Origin of the sequence: Mesobacillus harenae (assembly GCF_013343715.1) — a bacterium.
Lineage (GTDB): Bacteria > Bacillota > Bacilli > Bacillales > Cytobacillaceae > Mesobacillus_A > Mesobacillus_A harenae.
Map to the genome: position 1 here is coordinate 185,468 of NZ_JABUNR010000009.1, position 24,980 is coordinate 210,447.

The window sequence follows — 24,980 nt, forward strand, 5'->3', positions numbered from 1 at the left end:
CGAGCACACTTTTTTTCTAATCATTTCTTTTGAAGCCTTGAAAAATTTGAAGAATCTAACAGGAAGCACATCCATTTCACCATAAGCAGCCTTTGATTTTTGCTCTTAATACTTTCCTGAAAAGCAGTAAACTATTAAACTAAAGGTTCGTAAGGGAAAACATCCTTACTAACTTCAAGCGGTGTAAAGGCTGATTGTAATGAGCCTTTGATTGCATCAATACTCTCAATTGACCACCCTTCTGCGTTATAAACAGACCGAACAGGACGAGGCTGGGAGAATACCATGATTTCCTTTCCTCTCACCCCGAAAATTTGTCCTGTCACATCGCTTGCTTGATCAGAACTTAAGTAAGCAACAAGTGGAGCAATATGAGCAGGTGACATTTGTTTTAATTTGTCAACTCTGGCTTTCTCGCTATCCGTTTCAGTTGGGATCGTCCCGATCAATCTGCTCCATGCAAAAGGCGCTATCGTGTTAGCGGTTACATTATACCGTTCCATGTCTAGTGCAGTAACCTTTGTTAAGCCAGCAATTCCTAATTTAGCTGCAGCATAGTTAGCTTGACCGACATTTCCTATTAACCCAGAAGTTGAGGTGAAGTTAATAAAACGACCACTCTTTTGTTCCTTAAAATAAGGTGCTGCTGATCGAGTCATATTAAAGGATCCTTTTAAATGAACGGCAATCACAGCATCCCATTCTTGCTCACTCATTTTAAACACCATTCGGTCCCTTAAAATACCCGCATTATTAACGACAATATCGATCCTTCCATATGTATCTAGGCCAGTTCGCACGATTTTGTCAGCGCTTTCATATTCTGAAACGGAATGATAGTCTGCTACCGCTTCTCCGCCGAACTCTTTTATCTCCTGAACTACTTCATCAGCAACCTTTGTATCATTTCCCTGGCCATCTGGACTGCCGCCCAGGTCATTTACTACTACTTTTGCTCCTTCTCTCGCTAACAATAGAGCAATCTCCCTTCCAATTCCACGCCCTGATCCTGTAACAATAGCAATTTTGTTTTCTAAATTTTTCATCATCATCCAACCTTCCAAGTATTATTTTTTAAGGATTCCTTCTATAGCATTTTATTTATAAATCGCCGTCAAAACGTCTGTTTACAGAGAACAACTCTTTAAGCCAGCTCTTTATAATCCTAACTTCTTTGCGATGATGGTTTTCATAATTTCATTTGTACCTGCAAATATGGAGGTAATCGGTATATCTCTGTACCGTCTGGCAATCTTGTATTCTTCCATATAGCCATAACCGCCATGCAACTGGATGCATTCGGCCGAAACTCTTTTCGCCATATCGGTTATCCACCATTTTGCCATAGATACTTCGGTGACAATATCTACACCGTTGATATGCTTACCAATTAAATGGTCCACAAAAGTACGCCCTATTTTAATTTCCGTAGCCATTTCGGCTAGTTTAAATTGTGTGTTCTGAAATTTACTGATTGGCTTTCCAAATGCGTTGCGTTCTTTCACATAACTTAGCGTCAATTGAAGCATATCCTCAGCTGCAACCAATGAATTAATAGCAGCTACTAATCGTTCCTGTTGCAGCTTAGTCATTAAATAATAGAAACCTTTGCCTTCTTCTCCAAGAAGGTTGGAGGCTGGTACTTTTACCTCCTCGAATATTAGCTCGGCTGTGTCCTGGCTGTGCATTCCCACCTTCTTTAATTTTCGGCCTCTTGAAAATCCAGGGGTGTCCCGTTCGACGAGAAATAGACTAATTCCTCGATGGGCTGGAGTCACATGCGGGTCAGTTTTACAAGCAACGATAACTAAATCGGAATGAATTCCATTTGTAATAAATGTCTTTTGCCCATTAATCATGTAAGAATCTCCATTTTTTAGGGCTGTTGTCCGTATGTTTGCTAAATCTGAACCAGCTCCAGGTTCTGTCATGGCAATTGCCGTGATCATGTTGCCAGTAACACAGCCAGGCAGATACTTCTTTTTTTGTTCTTCTGTTCCAAAGGAAGCGATATAAGGGACGATAATATTACTATGGGTGCCAATACCACTTAAGCCTGCACCGACTCTTGCTAACTCTTCATTTAAAATCGCTGCAAACCCAAAATCTGTGTTCATCCCGCCATATTCTTCATTAACCCATGGACAAATGAAGCCTTTCCCTCCTAGTTTCGTCCAAAATGAGCGAGGAATGATGTGTTCTTCTTCCCATTTTTCAAAAAAAGGGACAGCCTCCTTATCCAAAAATCTGCGTAATGATTGACGGAACATTTGGTGTTCATCTGTATAAAATGTATTACTGCTATCTGGTTTCTTACCAATCATTGACTTATCCATCCTTCTCCCTCCCTTCAACTTTTTTTTAAGAACTTGAAGGCTCTCACCTTTTAATTTCAAGTCCGGAAAAAATACTTTTTGTTCATACTTTCAAGCTGGTTTTCAACCCTGCTGAAAGGTCTTCTCGGAAATGGGGATGGGCAATGGAAATTAGTGCTTCTGCCCGCTCTCGAAGAGATTTACCAAACAATGAAGCCACTCCGTATTCTGTTACAACATAATCAACTGCCGACTTAACGGATGTCACAAAAGGTACGTTCAACTTAATTCGCGATTCTGTTCCTTTTTTCGCTGTTGATGGCAGTGCAATGATGGATTTCCCTCCTTTTGAAAGGCTGGCTGCATGAATAAAGTCCATTTGGCCGCCGACACCAGCTACCGGATAGGCGCCGACTTGTTCAGCATTGATTTGTCCTGTCAGATCGACCTCTAGAGCTGAATTAATTGAATGAAAATTACTTATTTGGGAGATCACCACAGCATTATGTGTGTATGTCGTTGGGTATAGTTCGATAGCTTGATTCTGATCAGCATATTTATATAATTCATCAGTGCCTGTTAAAGTAGTACATACGGTTTTATAACGATTAATCTCTTTCTTCTCATTCGTAATGACTCCGAGCTCCATTAGTTCGGCAACTGTATCGGTAATCGATCCCGAATGGACTCCTAAGCCCTTCTTTGTTTTAAGAGCCAATAAGACACTATCCGCAATTTTGCCAAGACCCATTTGAATAGTAGCGTAATCAGGGATAAGTTTTGCAACATTCCTCCCTACCATCATTTCCAGCTCAGAGGGCAGTCCGCTAGCAAGCGTTAACAAGGGACGGTCGGAAACAACGAAGTGGTCAATTTCTGATACGTGTACGAGGGTATCTCCTGAAGTGGATGGAAGCTCATTATTGACTTGTGCAATTACATTCTTGGCGTTTTTTATTAGGGTCTGAACGGTATCGACAGAAATACCGAGATTGCAATACCCTTGATTATTTGGCGGTGATACTTGAATGAGTGCTGCATCTACCTTTTCTTGTTCTATCCAGCGCGGAATATCTGATAGGTTAACAGGTAAATAATCACAAACGTTATTTATAAAGGCACTTTTTAGCGGAGCCGCAGCTAAAAAAGTCCTGATTTTAAAATGAGTGTGACATACCGGGTCCGCATATAAACATGGACTCCCAATCACAGCGTTATATAAGTAAATATTCTCGAGACGGTCTTTTTGCTGGACCAGCTCTTCAACAAGTGTTTGCGGTTCATTGCAAAATGGAGCAAGAAATATTTTTTGCGATGACTTAATTGTAGAAATGGCTTCTGTTACACTTTTCAATCGAGAATTATAAAGGCTTTCCCAATCTTTTCTTACCATGCGACTTCACCTCCGTCTTATGGATCCAGTACAGTTACTTGATTTTACATATCAGCTGAATCTCCCGTGAATAACTAGTAGGATCTAGGCAATCCGAGCACGTGTTCAGCCACAAAGGATAAAATTAAATTTGTTGAAATCGGAGCTACCTGATATAAACGGGTTTCCTTGAATTTTCGTTCAACATCATATTCTTCGGCAAAACCATAACCGCCATGAGTTTGTACTGCTGCATTTGCTGCCTCCCAGGATGAATCAGCGGCAAGAAGCTTCGCCATATTCGCTTCTGCCCCACACTTTTCGCCTGCATCAAAAAGGGATGCAGCCTTGAAACGCATCAGATCAGCCGCTTCAATATTAATGTGAGCCCGAGCGATCGGGAATTGAACCCCTTGGTTTTGCCCGATTGGCCGGCCGAAAACAACCCTGTCTTTGGCATAATTGGATGCCCGTTCAATAAACCAGCGGCCATCACCAATACATTCTGCGGCTATAAGAATACGTTCTGCATTCATTCCGTCCAAAATATACTTAAATCCCTTTCCTTCTTCGCCAATGAGGTTTTCAGCTGGCACCTCTAAATCTTCTATAAACAGCTCAGTGCTCGCATGGTTCATCATCGTCCGAATCGGTTTAACGGTTAATCCATTTCCAATGGCAGCTTGGAGGTCAACGAGTAACACAGAGAGACCTTCTGACTTTTTTTTCACTTGTTCCAACGGAGTTGTTCGTACTAGTAGGACCATTAAATCAGAATGCTCCGCTCGTGAAATAAACACTTTTTGGCCGTTTACGATATACTTATTGCCCCGGCGCTCTGCGAATGTTCTCAACTTAGTTGTATCAGATCCTGTGTTTGGCTCTGTTACGCCAAACGCTTGTAATCTTAAAGAACCTTCTGCAATTTTAGGTAAATATTTTTCTTTTTGTTCAGGACTTCCATGGCGCAGCAGTGTCCCCATTGTATACATTTGGGCGTGACAGGCTCCTGCATTTCCGCCAGAGCGGTTTATTTCTTCTAATATGATAGAAGCTTCTGTAATTCCAAGACCTGATCCGCCATATTCTTCAGGAATAAGAGCAGCTAGAAAGCCACTACTGGTAATCTCATTCACAAATTCTTCTGGATAGGTAAGATTCGCATCCAATTCTCTCCAGTAAGCATCCGGATATTTACTGCAAACCGCACGGACACTCTGCCTTAACTCTTCATGAAACTGGGTTTCCTTAACAGACGCATTCATATGTATATCCTCCTCAAAATTACTTTATATCTGTTCGCAGATAACCTTTATTGTCTTAATTATTTACCGACAAAATGAGGCTCTCGCTTTTCGACAAAGGCACGAACCCCTTCTAATCGGTCTTCAGTGTTAAGACAGCGATTATAAAACAATATTTCTAATTCTTTTGCATCTTCATTTCCCATGCTGAATAGTTGGTCAACTGATTTTTTACAGTTTTGAACAGCTAAAGGAGCGTTTTTTGCTATTTGTTCAGCCATTTCAAGTGCAACCTTGTTAATTTCGGCGGATTTTGCCAGCACATTCAAAAGGCCAACTCGTTCCGCCTCTTCGCCTGAATAAATCTTACCGGTACACACCCATTCTTTTGCCCGGTGGACACCAATTCGTTTAGAAAGCAGCCTAGTCCCGCCTCCTCCTGGCATAATCCCTCTTGTGACTTCAGGGAGCCCGAATTTTGCCGTTTCACCTGCAACAATCATGTCGCAATTTAAAACAATTTCGAAACCGCCTGCGAGGGCATACCCATTTACTACCGAAATAACAGGCTGCTTCATTTCCTGAATCGTATTAAACATTTTTTGAAAAAGTAAATGTTGGTTTTTCCATTCTGTTTCTTTCATATTGTTGCGCTCTTTAAGATCAGCACCTGAGCAAAAGGACTTTTCATTTGATGAAGTAATGAGTACTGCTCTAATATCACTGTTGCTTATTTCCTGGCAGATACTTATAATTTGTTCAGCCATTTCCGACGTGAAAGCATTTCTTGCTTCTGGCCGGTTTAAAATGATTTCAGCGATGGCAGCTTCTCTCCCAACTCTTTTCCACTCTACATAAGCCATCCGTTTCATTCCTTCCTCACTTTGTTTTTTCTAAATTTTCAGTTTTCAACAGACAGACTTGCTCCTATTACACCACTTTTTCTGAGTTCTTCAATATCTTCATTCGTATAATCCAGCTGAGCGAGGACTTCCTCTGTATGCTCCCCAAGGAGTGGAGAGTGAGAGAGGATTTTTCCTTTTGTCTTTGAAAACTTAATCGGGAATCCAATCTGCTTAACGGTGCCAGCAGTAGGGTGATTCATTTCTAAAAATAACTCACGATCAATGATTTGTGGATCTTCAAAGATTTGATCGATATCGTTTACGGGGCCAACACAAGTATCTTCGTTTGCCAGTAAGTCCAGCCATTCCTGTTGATTCTTTTGCCTGAATAACTCTGACAGGTCGAGTTTTAACTGTTTCTGGACTTCACCGGATCCTTCATGAAGTTCGGTCCATTCAGGTTTTCCAATAAGTTCACATATTCTTTTCCAGAATTTAAATTCTGAAGCGCCAACTGACAGATATTTTTTATCCTTAGTTTGGTAGACATGATAATAAGCAAAGTGACCATCCAAACGAGTGTTTCCCCTCTCAGGTGTTTTGCCAGAAGCAAAATAGTCTGATGCTGAAGCATATAGCCAAGATACGGCCCCATCCATCATCGAAACATCAATATACTGCCCTTGTCCTGAACGTACTCTATGGAAAAGCGCCATACAAATCCCTGATAAGGCCATTAGCGCCCCTCCTCCGATATCAGCTATTTGGACCCCTGGAACAACCGGTTTTCCATCCTTCTCTCCGATCAGGCCCAATATTCCGCTATATCCTATGTAATTGATATCGTGACCAGGCAAGTTGCGATACGGTCCCGTTTGTCCATACCCCGTCAGCGAGCAATAGACAATGCCTTTATTCACTTTTGAAATTTCTTCATAACCGAGCCCTAATCGATCCATAACACCAGGACGAAAACTTTCTAAAATGACATCCGCGCTCTCTGCCATTTTTTTAAAAATTCTTTTCCCTTCCTCTGTTTTTAGATTTAGCTCAACGCTTTTCTTGTTACGATTGATGGTTAGGTGTCTAGCTCCGATCCCCTCAATTGCTGGCTTTCTCCACCTAATGTAATCACCTTTTCCTGGTTCCTCGATTTTAATGACTTCAGCTCCATAATCAGCCATCATTAATGTACAATAAGGGCCTGGAAGTAATCTGGATAAATCTAAAACTTTCACACCACTTAAAGCTCCCATAATAAACTCCTTTTAATAGAGTGATATTTTTGCAACTATAATGAGCCCCCACCGTCAACTGTAAGAATTTGACCTGTAATAAAGTTACTTGCACCACTGGCGAGTAAAAGGGCTGCCCCTTTCAATGAATCCGGATCTCCTGTCCGTTTCATTGGATTTCTGCTAGTTAACATTTCTTCATCCATATGCTTAGACATATTCGTTTCAAAAATCCCTGGAGCAATCCCATTTACGTAAATACCATGTTCTACCCATTTGCGAGCAAGATCTTTGGTAAAATGATGGACAGCTGCTTTGCTCGTACTATACCCAATTGCATTTAGCTCTTCTATTGGCTTTGCTCTCAATCCAGCGATCGAACCGATATTAATGATTTTCCCATAGGATCGGCTAATCATATGTCTTCCTACTGTCTTAGACATTAAAAATGTTCCTGTCAGATTTACATCGATTACCTTTTTCCATGCTTCAAGTGGCATATTTTCAACATGTTCCCCCCATGTTGTTCCACTGTTATTAACTAGGATATCAATTTGGCCAAAATCATCTAGGATGTCCTCTACCGTTTTTAACACTTCTTCTTCATTCGCTACATTGCATGCATATGCTCCTGTTCGGACACCAAAAGTTTCTCTTAAATACACTGCACTTTCTTTGCAGTTCTCTAGTTTTCTGGAACAAATAGCAACATTTGCCCCATACTCAGCAAATGCTTCTGCAATGATTAGTCCAAGACCAACTCCTCCTCCGGTGATAAGCGCGGTGCGCCCGCTTAAATCAAACAACCCTTTTGACATATTACTTCCCTCCTGTTTTCTGTGATCCTCGCTGTACTATAATTCTACTGATTATTCACTTTTCCCAACCCGCTTTGATAGGTCGTGTACTTTTCTTTTATGTTTTGGACCAAAAGAAATTCCTGATAAAATTCGTCAAATGGTTCGCCTTGATGAATAAGCCTTTGTAAATGTTTAACAATGCCTAACTTTTCACTCTTTAAGTAAAAAGGATTTCTTTTCGTTTGTTCCTCGTAGTAGAAGATGCTTTGTTTTGTCAGTTCCTGAGGAGGTCTTCCATTCTTAATAAATCTTTTAATGACTTGTTCCCGCTTTTCGATAATCGCCAAGTAATCTATAAGTTTTCTTTTATATTCAGCCTTTCGCATTACACCCTTTTGATGGGCAGTCACAATATATTCCGCATCTATTTCGAGGGTCTTTTGTGCCGACCTTATAAACAAATCAATATTACCGTCTGCATCACAATAGAACGGGCCAAAAGAGGTTAAATCAAAATCCCCCACATACAAAATTCCATGTTCGGGCAGATATGGACAGCAGTACCCTTCCGTGTGCCCAGGAGAATGAATCATCATCACACTTGTACCAGACACTTCAAATTCCTGATCATATGCATAACTATCCCTTATATCCAAGTTTCGCTCGAACACCCTATCAGAACCAGGAGGGGAAAAATGGTGCTGTTCATCAAGCAGGCTTTTTAATTCAGCTTCTTCTAAAACGGCTGGAAACCCTTGAGCCTTCACGAGTTCTTCGGTATTTAAGGCTTTGTTTAAATCAAGCGGATTAATGAATTTCTCAGCATCTGGAAATAAGGATACTCCCCATGTATGATCAAAATGATGGTGGGATAAGTATATTCTTTTTATATTGTGTTGTTTTCGGATGGATAATAAGGCTTCCATCCCTGCCCCACACTCTATAAGTGCAGAATTGTCCTTGCCCTTGATAACCATACATGTAGAGAATGGAGCACGGCTATCATTTTCCCCCATGATTATTTCAACTGGACCGACTTTTATGATGCTCATGGTTACCCCTTCTTTCCTTAAATGACCTGTTTAATGATGTTCTAGCCAGATTAGGTTAATTGTTAATTTTGCTGAATTTCTCTAATACCTTTGTTTTAAAATCTTAAAGGTTCCCACTGTTTTAGCTAATACAGTCCCATTCCGGTCGGTTACCTCAGCTTCTGCAGTAACAATACTTCTTCCTCTTTGTACTACTTTCGCAGAGGCGATCATTTCATCCCCGTCCTTTAAAGAGGCAAAATAATTAATTGTAGTATTAATTGTGGTTATTGGCTCTTTCGTTACCGAGCGGATTGTTGCACCCATGACAGAATCTAATATAGTAAAGTAAACTCCTCCATGGACTGCCTGATTTACATTGAGATGGTTAGGTTTTATCTTTATGGAATAAACGACGGCACCTTCTTCAAACTTTTTTAACTTTATCCCGACAAAATTGTTAAAGGGACTGCTCTCATAAATTTTTCTCATATCATCAATCGATTCCAAAGACATAAAATTCACCTCTTTTGTTTTAACATATATGTGAACCGGTTTAGTTATTGATCAATAGAAATTTTAATAGCTAATTTATATGTAGGAGACTATATTTAAAGGATTTTTCAAAATGTGACGCGATACAACTTATAAAAATGAAATTGGAAGATACATCTCGTCCGTTTTGAAATTGCTTTTTATCTATTAAACTAAGGCATCTTGAAATCTTATTTCATTAGAGATTTGAGCTGCCACTTCTTTTATAGCAATAATAAAAGTATTTATTACTTCATCATCAACCCTAACCATTGGTGCTGAGACCGCGATGCCTGCTATTAGTTGACCATCACGACTAAGGATCGGTGCACTCGCCGCAAATACGCCTGGTACACGTTCTCCAAAACTGGATGCATAGCCATTTGCTCTTATTTCTTTAAGTTCATCTCGTAACTTTGATTTATCAGCAATGGTTTTTTCTGTAATTACCTCTAAATTTTTTTCAATGATATACTCTTCTATTTCTGTCTGACTTAGATATGCCAACAGCAGTTTGGCAGAGGCGCCTGCGTGGAGAGGCGAAGTTTGGCCAACATGAGAAATGGTCATAAGCAGCTGTTTTGCCTCTTCAAAAGCAATACACTTTCGTTGATTGTTTTCAATAACATTTAAATAAACATTTTCACCTAATCGATCTCGCAAACTTTTCAAATGTGGTTTAACAGTAGATATTAAATGCGAATGTTCTTCTACTAACTTTCCTAAATAATATAGCTCCATCCCTAGCTTGTAGGTTTTCCTATTATTATCCTTTTCTAGGAGTCCATGAAGAACTAATGTGTTTAATATTCTTTGTAAACTAGACTTAGACAGCCCCAAATCCTTATGAAGGCTAGATAATGATTGTTCCCTGACTTCACTGGTAAATGATTTTAAGACTTGAATTGTTCGATTAATCGTCTGCATGGAATTATCTTCACTCATCAACAAGTACCTCCTTTCCATCGGTTCCTATTTGCAGTTAATATCGTTAAACTTTCTATTCAGCGGATTAATTACAATGCCTCTCCTTTTCCACCGTCAATATTAACGGATGTCCCTGTTATATAGGACGCTGCATCAGACACTAAAAAACCAATAACATTAGCTGCTTCTTCTGCCTCTCCGATTCTGCCTAATGGAACTTTGTGAGCTGGTGACTGTGAAAACTCATCCCAAGTTAATTGACTATAATTCTCCTGCCATTGCCGTTCAATTTGTTCACTTTTAATGAGGCCAATACAAACCGTATTAACCCTTATATTGTATTTCCCAAGGTCTTTGCTCATCGCATTTGTAAGAGTCATGCCTGCTGCTCTGCTTACAGAGGTTGGCATAGACGAAGCAGGTGCAGTTTTAGCGATTGTTGCTGTGACATTAATAATTGATCCCTTTCCTTTTTCCTTCATATAGGGAAGGGCAGCATTAGAACAATGGATGGCAGCAAATAGTTTCAAATCCAGATCCTTTCTCCATGCCTCTTCATTAATTGATTCGAAAGGTTTTGCGGCTGATTGTCCAGCATTATTAATTAAAATATCAACTCCGCCAAAATGTTCAGCTGTTTCACGAACAAAATCTTCACAATCCTGTCTTAAAGTAACGTCTTTGGATGTGAAATAAACCTCTTTACCTGTCTTCTCTTTAATTGCAGCAGCTGCTTCTGTCAATTTATTGAGACTCCTGCCGCAAATTGCTACGTTTGCACCTTCTTTTGCTAAAAAAAGAGCAGTCGCAAATCCGATTCCCTTACTGCCACCTGTTATAAGTGCAACTTTATCTTGTAAATTTAAATCCACTTGCTTTCCTCCTTATGGCCTTTGATTAGATTTTTATCTTTTAAAAGTAAATTGGCAAAATGATTCAGCCAATTGTTGTTCAAAGGACTTTTTGCTCCTTCATTGTACTGATCTTTTGTTCTGAATATCCAAGCTCTAACAAGATTTGGTCTGTATGCTCTCCTAATAATGGAGGGTGCTGTCTCAGCTTTGCGGGTGTTTCAGAGAACTTTACAGGAAAATTGGGAACCTTTAGATCCTTCACATTAGGATGGTCGATTTCAAGGATCATATCTCTTGCTAAAACATGAGGGTGAGTTAATACTTGTTCAACAGAATGGATAGGCCCACATGGTACACCCGCTTCATCCATTAAACGAAAGATTTCTTGGCTTTCCATTTTGGAAAGACGGTCTGAGATGATTTCAACCAGGATGTCACGATAAGCAACTCTGTCATCATTTATCATAAATCTTTCATCTTCCATTAAATCGTTCCACCCAAAAGCAGTACAGCATTTCCTCCATAATCCATCATTGGCTACAGCTAAAATAACTTCCATATCTTTAGCCTGAAATGCTTGATAAGGACAAATCGTTGGATGACCGGAACCGAATCGATTTGCGGGTTTTCCAGTTGCGAAAAAATTAGTTCCATGGTAATTCAGCAAGGCAACTTGGCTATCTAGTAAACTGACATCGATAAACTGCCCTCTTCCCGTTTTTTCTCTGGCCAATAGCGCCGTAACCATAGAAAAAGCAGCAAACATTCCTGTTGTAAGGTCAACAATAGAGGTCCCGGTTTTTACTGGAGGTCCATCAGACTCGCCTGTTATACTCATTAAGCCGCTGTAGCCCTGCAGCAATAAATCATAACCGGCCCGATCTTTTTCAGGACCTGTGCGACCGAAGCCGGAAACAGAAACATAGATTAGTCTTGGGTTGATTTCTTTCAATTTTTCATATCCATACCCCAGTTTTTCCATTGTGCCTGTTCTGAAATTTTCAATGAAAATATCAGATTCTTTCGCTAATTTATAAATAATCTCTTGGCCCTCACTTGATTTAATATCGATCGTTATACTCCGTTTATTGCGATTTGAAGAGAGATAATAGCAACTTTCATCATTCCAGGTTGGTGGTGTAAAACGCCGCGTTTCATCCCCTGTGCCTGGCTGTTCGACTTTTATTATGTCTGCACCCATATCCCCAAGCATCATTGTGGAAAACGGACCAGCTAACGTTCTAGATAAATCTAATACTTTAATTCCCTCTAATGCCTGCAAATTCTGCTCACCTCTTTAATTTTCGGCTCAGTTTTGTAAAGATCGTAGTTGTTGATTTCCGCTTGAGCCGCTTGGTTTCTGCGGAGCGTACGGTGATCCCGCCGGAGTCCGGCACCTTCCGCTCCAATCAACTTTTTAGTTTTACAATTCATGCAATAACAACAATCTTGTAAAAATGGGGCTTATTTAAAGTTTGGTTTTCTCTTTTCAACAACTGCATTTACACCTTCTTGATAATCTTCAAGTTCCGTTACGATTCCCATTGCGGAAGAGATCATATCATAGGAAGTCCGCAAATCCATGGTTAGTCCCTGGTATACTGCTCTCTTAGTAAAACGCATAGCTGCCTGAGGCCCTGAGGCCAATTTATTTATGTATTGGTCAACAAACTCTTGTAATTCCTCATCTTTGACCACATGTGTAACTAATCCCATATCCTTTGCTTCGTGGGCTGAGAGAACGGTTCTGTTCCAAAGCAGCTCCAAAGCTTTATCAGTCCCTACTAATCTTGGTAAAAACCATGCGGCACCGTCTCCAGGAACGATTCCTACATTCAAATAACTTTCCGATATTTTCGTGTTTTCTGAAGCAATACGGATATCACAAGCTAATGTCATGTCAAATCCAGCTCCAAACGCAACTCCATGTAAAACCGCTATAACTGGGATATCAATTTCCTGGACAAGAAGCGGGATTCGCTGAACTTTTTTCCACAAAGAGTTTTTCCTTGCCAATGCTGTTGATGAAAGGTCTTCCGTTCCGTTCGTTTGAAGAAATCCATCGCCCTTTGCCATTGACTTGATGTCACCGCCCGAACAGAAACCCCGGCCATTTCCAGATAAAACGAGGACCCGGATATCATCAGAGTCCCGGACTGTCTCCAGGGCTTCAATCCAAAGATCAATCATTTCAAGGCTAAAAGCGTTCAAGCTGTCAGGACGATTCAGAACAATTTTCGCCACATTATTTTCAACAGTAAAAATTAAATCTCTCATCTCGTTTCCACCTTTTTTTGATTATTTTTTACGCCAGTAATCAGTGGCCAAAGTTCATTTTTTTCTAACTTTTGCAGTTGTTTAGTTATTACTTTTTCCCAATCGGATTCTTTTCCAAATTCATCACGCCATGCCCACAGTCTCCGTGTATTGTGATGTAAAATATGTTCATAGGTAAAACCGATTGCTGCTAATACTTGGTGGGCAATCGGCGCTGCCTTTCCAGCCGCTTCATTTATACGAAGTTTAGCAAGAGCAATTTCTTTTGAAACAGGATTCTTTTGAAAGGAATGAATAGCATAACTGGCCGCAATTCCTGCTGCAGCCGCTTCTCCTGCAAGTAATGCCAGGTGGTGCTGAATTGCTTGGAAACGGTGTATTGGCCTTCCAAATTGTGATCTTTCCTTTGAATAATTAATGGCAATCTCCAAGATATTATCTAAGGCACCTGCCATCATGACACTTTTAGTTAATGCGCAGCTATAAAGAATCCTCTCTTCGTACTTGATCTTGTCTACGGGGATGATTGTACACTCTGGTATAAAGACTTGATTAAAAACCACTTGATCCCGTGCCTCTCCAGCTATATTGTTCCCTTGAATAATTTCAGCCTTTTCTAAGTTCAGAACAGAGAGGGCACCTCCTTCTGATGCCTCACCTAGTACAACTAATTTCTTTGCAAATCTACCCCAAGGAACGTTTTTTGCCCTGCCAGTCACAATCCAGCCGTTACCTTCTTGATAAAACTTGAATGGCTGCCCATCAGTTTCCGTGGCAATGGTAAGTACCTCATTAGTCACTGCTACTCCATGTTCAGCCAACAACCAATTTGCGATAAAGGTTTCAGCTAAAGGAACAGGTGCTGAGAACCTGCTTGCAAGGCGGACGATACTTAAAGCATCTTCATAATCCCCTCCGCTTCCTCCTAACTCTTCAGGAACAGCAACCGTTACGATTCCATACTGAGCCAGTTTATTCCAGAGTTCATTCGCCCAGATCCCTTTCTCAGCTTCATTTACAACTTCCTTTGTTGAATAGGCTGCAAATACCTTACTGGTTGATTCAATAATCAATTCACTCATCTCGCTCATTGCTGGATAACCCCCTTTGCAATGATTCCCCTAAGGATCTCACTCGTTCCCCCTCGTAACGTGAATCCTGGTGACTGTAAAATGGACTGTGCCAAATATTTTTCAATGAGAGATTCAGAGTTGACTGATGGAGTAACTGAAACTAATAATCTAGTTATTTCAGGAATTTCTTGTTCGAACTTTGTCCCCATATCTTTTACTAATGAAGCGATCATATTAGAAGGTACGCCTTCCTCGAGCAATTGGGCAATTCCCAATGACATATTGCGTAATGTCCACAATCTTGAAATCAGTCTGCTCACTTTATTTAACGATTCTGTATTTCCCTGCTCAATGAGAATGTTGGTAAGTTCATTCAGTAGAGGATATGTACTTAAAATCCGTTCAGGACCACTTCTTTCATAAGCCAGTTCAGCCATTCCCTGCGCCCAGCCGTTCCCAATTTCACCAACAGCCAAATCATCCGGGACAAAAACATCATCAAAAAAGATTTCATTAAAATGGTGTTCACCAGTCATTAGATGTATAGGCCTGATCGTTACCCCAGGAGCTTTTAAATCCAAAATCAATTGACTCATTCCCGAATGGCGATTGTCTGGGTCTTGGGGAGAGGTCCGGCAAAGAACAATAGAATAATGCGAAAAATGAGCCCCACTCGTCCATGTTTTACTCCCATTCAGGATCCAGCCCTTATCAACTTTCATTGCGCGTGTTTGTATGTTTGCTAAATCAGAACCTGCATTTGGTTCACTTAAACCTATAGCAAAGAAACATTCACCCTTTGCAATTCTCGGCAGGAAAAAATGCTTCTGCTTTTCTGTTCCATATTTAAGTAAAAGCGGCCCAGTTTGTCTGTCTGCAATCCAGTGCCCCGCAACTGGAGCTCCTGCTGCCAGCATTTCTTCTGTTACAACATATCTTTCTATCGACGGACGTTCCCCACCGCCATATTTTTTTGGCCAGGTCATTCCAATCCAGCCACGCCTGCCCATATCTTTTGAAAATTCAGCGGAATATCCGCTTAACCAAGAATCACATTTCGGTTCAATTAAGCCACTGTCTATTTTCTGTTGAATAAACAATCTAATTTCTCTTCTTAAATTCTCAGTTTCTCTAGGAAGCTCAACAACAGGAATTTGAAGCGCCTTCATAATTTCACCCCTTTTTACGTTCTGTTACCGTTAAACGGTACGACATACCTATAATTAAAATTTTAAAGGAAATAAACCTTTTAGTCAATTCTAAATAATCAGATAAATATGCTTAACTCTTTAAACTGGCTTTGTGTAAAAGTAGGCATCAACCCGCTTGCTTTCGTGGAAATTAACACAAAGGGAACAGAACCAAAGTATAAACAACACTGAGAATTCAAAATCCCAGCGTTGTTTCCGGTGTCTTATTTTTTGTTATCAGATCCTTAGCTCTCTCTCCTTAAAACCTAGTTATTTACCAATCTATCTTTCTCGATTTCAATTAGTTTTGTACGAAGAATCTTTCCTACTGCTGTTTTAGGGAGTTCTTCCCTAAATTCAATATAACGTGGAACTTTATATCTCGCTAAATGTTCATTGCACCATTCTTCAACTTCTTTTTCTGTTATGGTTGTATTTTCTTTTAACACAATGGCAGCCTTAACAGTTTCTACCCTGTATTTATCTGGTATTCCGTAGACGCATACCTCTTTTACCTCTGGAAGTTTATAAAGGACTTCCTCAATTTCAAGAGGATAAATATTATATCCCCCGGCAATAATCATGTCCTTTTTCCTGCCTACGATATAAAAATATCCATCTTGGTCCATTACCGCTAAATCACCTGTATATAGCCAGCCATTTTTTAACGTTTTTTCCGTTTCGGTTTTATTCTTCCAATAACCTTTCATAATTTGAGGACCTTTTATAAGAAGTTCTCCTTTTTCGCCTAACAGCACGTCTTTTGTTCCTGTTTCAATGTCTACGATACGGCAATCGGTGCTTGGAACAGGGATGCCAATGCTGCCTGGCTTTCTTACTCCATTACTAGGATTCTTATGAGTCATTGTGGTAGCCTCTGATAAACCATATGATTCAGTAATGGGTACAGATGTTTTCTCTTCAAACGCTTTCATTACTTCAACCGACAGAGGTGCCGAACCGCTGCCGAATGATTTTATTGCTGATAAGTCTTCCGCTTTTAAACCAGGGTGATTTAGCAAAGCAATATACATGGTAGGTGAGCCGCTAAAAACCGTTGGCTGAATTTTCTTGATCGTGTCAACGACAATATTTAAATCGAACTTTAGAATTGGGTAATAGGTTCCGCCCCTAAATATAGTTGTAATCATGATCGTCAAACCCATTGCGTGGAACATGGGTGCCATTCCTATCACACGTTCCCAAACATTACCGTTCGCCTCTTCTGGACTTGATACTTTGTTTTGGTACAAGTTACACACAACATTATAATGTGAAATCATAACCCCCTTCGGCTTGCCTGTTGTCCCGCCAGTGTATTGAAGGATCGCTATATCGTTATCAACATCCATTCCGATGATGGGAGGCTCGTTTTTGCCGTTATCTACCCAAAAATATAGGCTGCTGTCTTCTCCTCTATCACCATCGGCAATAAGGATATGTAATTTCTCTTTATAACCAATCTTTTCAATCTTTTGCACCTGAGCCTGATGGCTTATGAACCATTTTGCCCCTGAATCTTCTAGCAGATTTTCCAGCTCTCTGGGCTGATACATTGGATTCACCTGTACGACTGTTCCACCTAACCGTTGAACGGCATAGAAAGAAAGAATATACTCAAAACAATTTGGCAGCATAATAGCAAGCAAGTCTCCCTTTCTAAAACCATTTTCATATAAGGAAGCAGCTAAGCCTTCTGCCATACATTTTAATTCCAGGTAGGTTGTAGGATTGTTTCCTTCTAACACTGCAACTTTATTAGGGTGGAGGTCTGCGGAATCCTTTAACAAGTCAAAAACTGAACTAGAAGGGGCTGTAACCTCATAGGGTACTCCCTCCGGATAAAAAGCTAACCATGGTTTTTTCATAACTATCCCTCTCCTTCCATAAAGAAAGCAAGTTTCTTTATTGGCATGCTCTTTGACGAAATCGGGGTTGATTTTTCTGTCCTATAGTTTATCAATTTGTGAATCACTCTAGATTTGGCAACCAGAGAGCGATATCTGGAAAAATCATTACTAATATTAATGTAGCGAAAAGCAGGAAAACAAATGGCCAAACAGCGGAGTATATTTTTTTTATGCTTAAGTCTTTGGCTACTCCCCGAAGGACAAATATACTCATTCCGAAAGGCGGTGTTAAACTGCCGATACAGCAGCATATAACAAAGATGACTCCAAACCAAGTTAAGTCGAAGCTCATGGCAGTTAAAGCCGGGATAAATAACGGAGCTGTAATTAAAAGCGCTGCAACCGTATCAATGAACATTCCAGCTATTAAAAATAGGACTAACATCATAATTAAAATAAGCCAACGATTAACATTTGCTTCTGTTATAATGCTGGCAAAATGCTGGCCCACTCCAGTAACGGATACGATTCTGGCATAGGCGACAGCACCAATTAAAATCCAGAAAATCATTCCATTTAAACGGACAGTCATCATAAACACTTTTCTAATATTTTCAACAGTGATTTTTCTCCGAACTGCTGCTGCAATGATGGATCCAACCGAACCAACTGCACCCGCCTCTGTTGGAGTGGCAATTCCCATATAAATTGACCCAAGAACAACTAATATCACCAATAAAGGGATGACAATGCTTTTTAATGATTTGAATTTCTCAGACCATGTAAATCGTTCTCCAATATCAATGCTCGGACCTTTTTCTGGTTTTATAAAACATAAAATCATGCAATAGGCTATGAAAAGTAATGCTGCTAATAACCCTGGCATGATCCCAGCCATAAATAAGGCGCCTGCAGAGACCCCCGATTCAGCTGCGAAAACAATCATAACGATACTTGGAGGAATTAGAATCCCCAGTGTTCCTCCTGCCATAATGACACCAATTGTTAATTTATCGTCATAATCCCGCTTTAACATGGATGGCCGGGCAACCATACCCAGGGTGGCAGTTGCAACAGAAGTGATTCCCACCATCGCTGCAAAAATTGCTGCAATAAGCGTTGTGCCTGCTGCCAAACCTCCTCGAATTCCGCCGAACCACCGGTATACCACTTCATACAAATCATCCGCCAAATCACTATACATGAGAACAGCTGCCATAAAGATATATAAGGGAAGAGCTGTCAAAACGGATTCAGTGATTTTACTGAAAGAACCTAATACAAATCCATCAACGCTTGGCAAACCATCCCAAAAAATAAACCCTAGAATGATCGAGATACCGCCCATCGTAAAACCAACGGGAACGCCGAGGAAAAGAAACACCAATAATGAACCAAAAAGGATAAGTCCAATCAATCCGACCTCCAATTACATCTCCTCCTCGGTTTCATAGATTTTTTCTCCAGTAAAAATGATATATAGATCATTTATCAGCTTAACAATCCCTTGCAAGGCAATTAACAGTCCTCCAAGAGGAACGATCAGCCACTTTATCCATAATGGCATTTCCATTCCGCCAGTAGCGATTGCTCCGATATTATAGTAGTGAGTAACATAATCAAAACCCAACCAAATCAGGCTAATAGCCATTAAGAAAAGAAAAAAGGAACTTATCATTTCCACCATACTTTGTTGCCTAATCGTTAATCTTTCAAAAAAAACATCAACCCGTACATGCTGTCCAATCGCAAGTGCATAGCCTCCAAGCATAAAACCAATGATGCCTGTTCCCCACGTTGCCAATTCAAAAGCCCATGCTGTGGGTGAATTAAAGAGGTATCTCAGTAAAACATCGACCGTCAACATAACACACATCAAAAATACTAATGTTCCAATAATCCAGACCATTGATTTATTTATTTTTGTGATCACATCCATCACTCGAATTAAAATTTCCTTCATCTTAGAAAACCCTCCCTGAAGATCAAAATTATTATTTTCAGTACAGAAAAGGATCTAGATTGCCAAGAGCATACATAAGCACGAACTCTAGATCCTTTTTGTTCTGGCAGCCTTACCTAGCTTATTTAGCTAAGTACTCATCAAAATATGCTTGAGCTTCAGGATTATCTTTGATCCATTTCTCCCTTTCCGTGCTAATTGTTTCTGCAATTTTCTTTGTTCTGTCGTTAATAGCGGCATATTTATCCCAAACCAATTTTTCACTTAAATTAAAAAATTCGTTATAGCTTTCTTCGGTCATACGGTTAATTTCAAGTCCTTCTTTTTCCGCATAATCAATCCCCATTTGGGTGAGCTTTTTAGAACCTTCTATCCCCGCCTCTTCCATCTCTAACGCTGTATCCATAACAATCTTTTGAAGATCGGAAGGCAATTTATCCCAAGCTTTGTTACTAATCGCAACTAAACCATAAGAAGGGGCTACAGGTCCCGGTACTGTGATACTCTCTACTACTTCACTTAATTTATAAGTTTCTAAAGCATAATAAGGAAATAGGATTGTATCTATCGTTCCTCGCAGCAACCCTTCATATTGTTCAGCAAATGGGATATTCGCTACGCCAGCTCCCATCTCAGAATAAAACTCAGCTGTTAAGTTGCTTCCTACTTGGTTCATAACCAAGCCCTTAAAATCATCAGGTCCGGTAATTGGCTTCTTAGACAAATAGCCGCTCGTTCCGCTATACCAATAGGACAATACTTTAACCCCATATTCATCAAGGGCCTCTTCATACAGCTTTCCAACATCTGTTTCACGGAGAAGATGGGAAGCATGCTCTTCACCCATCCATCCAAATGGCAAGGATGAAAAACTTCCCTCTGGAACCTTATCGCTCCAGGCAGAAGGAGTGATGTTTTGAATATCAATCGTACCTCTGGAAAGTGCATCAAGTGATTCCGCTTGCCCTGCAAGCTGGTTACTGTAAAAGATTTCAATTTTCACACGGCCTTCAGTCCGCTCTTCTATCAATTTGGCCAGCTCTTCTGTTGATTTATATTTCGGCTCCCAATCCCATACTGATGGAGGATAGGTGGTGTTGTATCTTAACGTGAAAATCTCTTCACCGTCTTCATTTCCTCCTGTGCTTGAGGAATTCGTTTTGGTCGAATCCGATCCGCAAGCTGTAATAAATATAATTGTAAATGCAATGATTGTTAGGAATGGTAACTTTAAAAACCCACTTTTTATTTTCATTGATTTCCTCCTGAGTTAATTTTTTATTTTCAAATAACTTCTTAATAATTTTAAATATTCAGAAATAAGATAACGCAAATATTTTATGTTTCAGATAAGCACTATAGATAAACCTAATGAAAGCTGACTGGACCTATTTCCCCCCTCCTTTATAAAAGATATTCCTACTATATATTGCAAAAATAACGCCATCATTAAAAACAACTCTGCTTAACAAGATTTAATATTGATGAACTAAGACAAGCAAAGAGTACCAAATTTAAAATGACATTATTGTTTAATAAAATTCCGCAACCATACTCTCTGGCTGATTAAGACTCCCTAGTATGAGAAACTGTATTCTCGAGTGCCCAGTCCGTTAAGTTTTTTACAAAAACATCAAGTTTTTCAAACCGTATATCTTTTGTTTGCCCCTTCTTCCAACGGTAGTACATTTGCTGCATAATAACGATATGTTTGAAGTAGCCGAAAACGATATAATAATTCATCTTTGATACATCTCTGCCGCTCTTTACAGAATAGGCTTCAATAAATTCCTGTCTGGATATAAATCCAGTTCTAGTTGTTATAGGGCTAGTTCCCTTTTGAAATTTAAAAAAGTCTGGGTCGCCATTTTCATGCCATAAAACCAAGGCTGACGCTAAATCTGTCAGCGGATCGCCGACGGTACTCATCTCCCAGTCCAATACAGCTGAAATACGACTTATATCTTGATTAGAAAACAAGATATTTTTTAAATGAAAATCGTAATGAATGAACGTCGGCTCCTGGGAAACTGGCATGTTCATGGTGATCCATTTTATTAATTGTTCCATACCAGGTACATGGTTCGTCTCGACATTTTTATACCGGCCAATCCATCCCTTTACCTGTCTTTCTAGAAATCCTTCCGGACGAGTAATCTTAACAAGCTCGGTATTCTTGTAATCTATTTTGTGAAGCTTAACGAGTGTATCGACCATTGTATTTGAAATTTTTCTATAAACGGTTTCGGTCCCATCTTTTTTATCAGGAAGTGCTGCTTCCAGTAAAACTCCATTTAGACGTTCCATCAGATAAAAAGGAGCTCCAATAACTTTTTCATCTTCAACAAAGAAATATGGCTTTGGTGCAAGCTTAAAAACAGGGCTGATCGCTCTTAGAACTCTGAACTCACGATTCATATCGTGGGCCTTAGTGTTCACTGGGCCGAGTGGCGCTCTCCTTAGAACTCCCTCCCATTTGCCGATTCTTATGAGGTAAGTCAGATTCGAGCTGCCTGCGCTAAATTGTTCCATAATCATTTGCTCGTTGCTTAAGTCTGGAAGTTTTCTTCTGAGAAGCTCTTCAAGCAACCGTTCATTTAATTCCTCGCCTTTGCGAATCGGAATTGTATCTGTAATTATTTTTTTATCCATTGACATTATGTCCCCCTCAGAAATTAACTCAACAGCGTGTCTAAATAAAAATTCAATATTCAGACTAATAAACCTATATTACTTGCCAATAGAGCAAATAAAATTTTACCTATTCAAGAATCTCGTTTCCTAAGCTGGTGTTTTAATGTTTTTCCAGATGCTGTTTTAGGCAGCTCTTCGATAAATTCATAAATCTCGGGTATCTTAAAGTTAGCTAAAAATTGCGAACAGTATAATTTTATTTCTGGAATGGCTTTTTCATTTAAGGTATCGGATATAATAAAGGTTTTAACCCTTTCTCCAAAGATTTTGTCTGGGACAGCAATAACTGCAACTTCATCAATATCAGGGTGTTTCTTTAAAACATCTTCCACTTCTAATGAAAAAACTTTTTCTCCACCTCTGTTAATCATGTCTTTCTTTCGGTCAAGAATGTAAACGTATCCGTCTTCATCGACCTTTGCAAGATCACCTGAACGCCAGTATCCGTCCACAAATGAGTTTTCATTTGCAACAGGATCATCCCAATATTGCCCTATTACCATTGGACCCTTAATTAACAACTCTCCAACTTTGTTTGGTCCGAGTTCATTTTCATTAGAATCAATCACTTTTATGTCGGCTGTTTCAACGGGTTTACCAACTGAACTGGCTTTTGACATGGGATAACTGCCGGGCATAATAGTTGAGGGTGATGTTGTCTCTGTCGCTCCATATACATTGTGGTATGTGGCATTAGGAAAGATCTCCCTCAACATTTCTAATGTATGCTGATAAATAGGGCCTCCTCCAAAGCTCACCCTTTTGACAAAATCAAAGGAAAACTTCTTTAATAGCGGACTAGTTGCCATCATTGCATAAATCGTCGGTACATTACTATGTACATTTACTTTCTTTTCGTAGCATTGTTTAATATATTGTTCGTTTTGATATTTTTTAAAAATAAGCAAAGACCCGCCGATAAAAACCGAATGGAGGAAACGAGCGACCAGACCTGTCACATGGAAGAAGGGAACGGCAAGTGTGCTTCTCACTTCAGAGTTCCCTTTAAAGACCAGCTGATAGTGCATGACGGAATGAATCACATTAATATGGCTTAACACAGCTCCCTTCGGACGGCCCGTTGTTCCGGAAGTATACAGGATAAAAGCAGGATCTGTTTCCTTATTGTCTACCTCTGTTAATTTGTCGCTCCCTGACAGCAAGCTAGGGAAATTTACATAATCAGCCGCTTCTTCACTAATGGCAACGAAATGTTTTGAATACAGTTGTATCTCATTAAACTGATTTTTACATTCTTCAACCAGAGAAATTAGACTATTGTCACAGAAGATAATCTTTGGCTTTGAGTGGCCAAGTATAAACGCAATTTCAGGAGGTTTTAATTTAGTGTTCACTGGAACCATAATAATCCCGGTTTTTATACAGGCGAGGACAATAATAGCAAATTCAAAACTATTACTGACAAGCACAGCCAGCCGATCCCCTTTCTTCACTCGATATATTCTTTCAAGCGAAGCCGCTAGTTGATTGGACTGCTTATCCAATTCGATATAGGTCATTTCCTCATCATCTAAAATTAGGGCCGTTCTATTCCCATATTTCGAAACTGTATCATTGAAAAAATCCTTTATCGTTGATGGCCGATTTGTAAAAACCTTAATCTCACTTCTACCAAAAAGTGAGATCTTATTAATGTCTGTTTTTATCAACACTTTCACCCCCTTTTGTTCCGTTAATATACTTCTGAATCGACTGTTATCGTTGATATTGGTAAATTCCTTTATACGTGTCTTGTGAAAGTTCCCCTTTATGTTTTAAATATTGCAGGTGTGAAATAGTCTCGCCAATTGCAAATCTCATTTCATGGGAAGTCAACTTACTTCCAAACAATTTCAGGCATATATCAAAAATACTTGAAGGGGCTTTAGCGATGTCCAATATTTTCATGAATCTTTCTTCGTGATGATTTAATATCTCGTCAATCCTTTTATTTGCATTCGTAAAGGGGTTTCCATGTGAAGGTATGACATGTTCGGCTTCTAGCTTTTTATAGCTTTGAAGAGATTGCATATAGTTTTCCAGTGGATTTGGTTCACCATAAAAATGATAGGAAATATTAGGTGTGATTTTAGGGAGGATATGGTCGGTTGAAAATAATACACTGTTTTCCTTATTATAAAAACAAATCAGTCCATCAGAATGTCCAGGGGCATTCATAACCTCATATTGTAATTTACCAAACTGAATTTTATCGCCAGCTTTTAAATAACCAGTTACTTGCGGATGCGGGCTAACTAAGTGGTTAAAACCAGATTCGTTTTGAGTCATTTCTTCTACAATTTTGTCTGGTATACCGCAATTTAAATAGTTCTGTATTAATTTTCCTTTCTTTTGTTCTTTTGCGAACTCTAAAGCAGTATTATGATCTGTTTTCGTCATAAGAACCTTTGCACCAGTCAGTTCCTGAAGACTTCCGGCAAATCCGTAGTGGTCAGGATGATAATGGGATATAATGATGTTTGTTATTTCTTTTTCTTCGATAATGGCTTTCCAACTTTTATATGCCTCAGCGTCATGAAGACCTGTATCTAGGATAGTCCAGCCTTCTTCTCCTTCTGCAAAAAAACAATTAACATGGTTTAACCTAAAGGGCAGTTTTATTGTTAATGATGTAACTCCTAAACTTTCTAACATTTATTTGCATCCCCTTTAATAAATGGATCTGTTGAAGCTAATAAACGAGTCATAAACATTGCTCGTTCAAGCCGCGAAACCTACTTTCTTATTTAACTAATAGTCTTATTAATTTTCCTGA

The 24,980-nt window shown here is 39.5% G+C and carries 22 protein-coding genes; all 22 read right to left on the reverse strand.

The window, feature by feature from the left end:
- Positions 1-134 precede the first annotated feature (134 nt).
- The 22 genes from HRJ06_RS12865 to HRJ06_RS12970 all read right to left on the reverse strand — a co-directional run bounded on the left by HRJ06_RS12865 (position 135) and on the right by HRJ06_RS12970 (position 24,859).
- On the reverse strand, positions 135-1,049 hold the full coding sequence (locus HRJ06_RS12865) for an SDR family NAD(P)-dependent oxidoreductase (RefSeq protein WP_174733328.1): 915 nt from the start codon (positions 1,047-1,049) through the stop codon (positions 135-137).
- Positions 1,050-1,157: 108 nt separating this feature from the next.
- Positions 1,158-2,336, reverse strand: coding sequence for an acyl-CoA dehydrogenase family protein (locus tag HRJ06_RS12870; RefSeq protein WP_174733329.1), 1,179 nt, complete (start codon positions 2,334-2,336; stop codon positions 1,158-1,160).
- A gap of 82 nt (positions 2,337-2,418) precedes the next feature.
- A complete protein-coding gene (locus tag HRJ06_RS12875; protein WP_174733330.1) occupies positions 2,419-3,708 on the reverse strand; it encodes an acetyl-CoA hydrolase/transferase family protein in 1,290 nt (429 codons plus the stop codon).
- A 74-nt stretch (positions 3,709-3,782) separates the two neighbouring features.
- Entirely contained in the window at positions 3,783-4,952 is a 1,170-nt protein-coding gene (locus HRJ06_RS12880; protein ID WP_174733331.1) for an acyl-CoA dehydrogenase family protein, read from the reverse strand.
- A 59-nt stretch (positions 4,953-5,011) separates the two neighbouring features.
- A complete protein-coding gene (locus HRJ06_RS12885) occupies positions 5,012-5,803 on the reverse strand; it encodes an enoyl-CoA hydratase/isomerase family protein (RefSeq protein ID WP_242035233.1) in 792 nt (263 codons plus the stop codon).
- A 29-nt stretch (positions 5,804-5,832) separates the two neighbouring features.
- Positions 5,833-7,032: a CaiB/BaiF CoA transferase family protein gene (locus HRJ06_RS12890; RefSeq protein WP_174733332.1), complete on the reverse strand. Its 1,200-nt coding sequence runs from the start codon at positions 7,030-7,032 to the stop codon at positions 5,833-5,835.
- Between the two features lie 35 nt (positions 7,033-7,067).
- Positions 7,068-7,829, reverse strand: a complete 762-nt coding sequence (locus tag HRJ06_RS12895) for an SDR family oxidoreductase (RefSeq protein ID WP_174733333.1) — start codon at positions 7,827-7,829, stop codon at positions 7,068-7,070.
- A gap of 44 nt (positions 7,830-7,873) precedes the next feature.
- Positions 7,874-8,863, reverse strand: a complete 990-nt coding sequence (locus HRJ06_RS12900) for an MBL fold metallo-hydrolase (RefSeq protein ID WP_174733334.1) — start codon at positions 8,861-8,863, stop codon at positions 7,874-7,876.
- A gap of 81 nt (positions 8,864-8,944) precedes the next feature.
- Positions 8,945-9,358 carry a PaaI family thioesterase gene (locus HRJ06_RS12905; RefSeq protein ID WP_174733335.1) on the reverse strand — a complete coding sequence of 138 codons (414 nt, stop codon included), beginning with the start codon at positions 9,356-9,358 and terminating at the stop codon, positions 8,945-8,947.
- Between the two features lie 186 nt (positions 9,359-9,544).
- Positions 9,545-10,321 carry an IclR family transcriptional regulator gene (locus HRJ06_RS12910; RefSeq protein ID WP_174733336.1) on the reverse strand — a complete coding sequence of 259 codons (777 nt, stop codon included), beginning with the start codon at positions 10,319-10,321 and terminating at the stop codon, positions 9,545-9,547.
- A gap of 71 nt (positions 10,322-10,392) precedes the next feature.
- The gene (locus HRJ06_RS12915; RefSeq protein WP_174733337.1) at positions 10,393-11,175 is read right to left on the reverse strand and encodes an SDR family oxidoreductase; all 783 of its coding nucleotides are present in this window, start codon (positions 11,173-11,175) and stop codon (positions 10,393-10,395) included.
- 79 nt (positions 11,176-11,254) lie between these two features.
- Complete coding sequence (locus HRJ06_RS12920) at positions 11,255-12,439, reverse strand: CaiB/BaiF CoA transferase family protein (protein ID WP_174733338.1); 1,185 nt, start codon at positions 12,437-12,439, stop codon at positions 11,255-11,257.
- A 182-nt stretch (positions 12,440-12,621) separates the two neighbouring features.
- Positions 12,622-13,434, reverse strand: a complete 813-nt coding sequence (locus HRJ06_RS12925; RefSeq protein WP_174733339.1) for an enoyl-CoA hydratase/isomerase family protein — start codon at positions 13,432-13,434, stop codon at positions 12,622-12,624.
- Entirely contained in the window at positions 13,431-14,525 is a 1,095-nt protein-coding gene (locus HRJ06_RS12930) for an acyl-CoA dehydrogenase family protein (protein ID WP_174733340.1), read from the reverse strand. The genes HRJ06_RS12925 and HRJ06_RS12930 overlap by 4 nt, the downstream gene beginning before the upstream one ends.
- A complete protein-coding gene (locus tag HRJ06_RS12935) occupies positions 14,522-15,676 on the reverse strand; it encodes an acyl-CoA dehydrogenase family protein (protein ID WP_174733341.1) in 1,155 nt (384 codons plus the stop codon). The genes HRJ06_RS12930 and HRJ06_RS12935 overlap by 4 nt, the downstream gene beginning before the upstream one ends.
- A 287-nt stretch (positions 15,677-15,963) precedes the next feature.
- Positions 15,964-17,565: a long-chain-fatty-acid--CoA ligase gene (locus HRJ06_RS12940; protein WP_174733342.1), complete on the reverse strand. Its 1,602-nt coding sequence runs from the start codon at positions 17,563-17,565 to the stop codon at positions 15,964-15,966.
- A 103-nt stretch (positions 17,566-17,668) separates the two neighbouring features.
- Complete coding sequence (locus HRJ06_RS12945) at positions 17,669-18,976, reverse strand: TRAP transporter large permease (protein WP_174733343.1); 1,308 nt, start codon at positions 18,974-18,976, stop codon at positions 17,669-17,671.
- Entirely contained in the window at positions 18,977-19,510 is a 534-nt protein-coding gene (locus HRJ06_RS12950; RefSeq protein WP_174733344.1) for a TRAP transporter small permease subunit, read from the reverse strand.
- 121 nt (positions 19,511-19,631) lie between these two features.
- On the reverse strand, positions 19,632-20,765 hold the full coding sequence (locus HRJ06_RS12955) for a TRAP transporter substrate-binding protein (RefSeq protein ID WP_174733345.1): 1,134 nt from the start codon (positions 20,763-20,765) through the stop codon (positions 19,632-19,634).
- A gap of 311 nt (positions 20,766-21,076) precedes the next feature.
- Entirely contained in the window at positions 21,077-22,162 is a 1,086-nt protein-coding gene (locus HRJ06_RS12960) for a phosphotransferase family protein (protein ID WP_174733346.1), read from the reverse strand.
- Positions 22,163-22,275: 113 nt separating this feature from the next.
- On the reverse strand, positions 22,276-23,874 hold the full coding sequence (locus HRJ06_RS12965; protein ID WP_174733347.1) for a class I adenylate-forming enzyme family protein: 1,599 nt from the start codon (positions 23,872-23,874) through the stop codon (positions 22,276-22,278).
- 46 nt (positions 23,875-23,920) lie between these two features.
- Positions 23,921-24,859, reverse strand: a complete 939-nt coding sequence (locus tag HRJ06_RS12970) for an MBL fold metallo-hydrolase (RefSeq protein WP_174733348.1) — start codon at positions 24,857-24,859, stop codon at positions 23,921-23,923.
- Between the last annotated feature and the right edge of the window lie 121 nt (positions 24,860-24,980).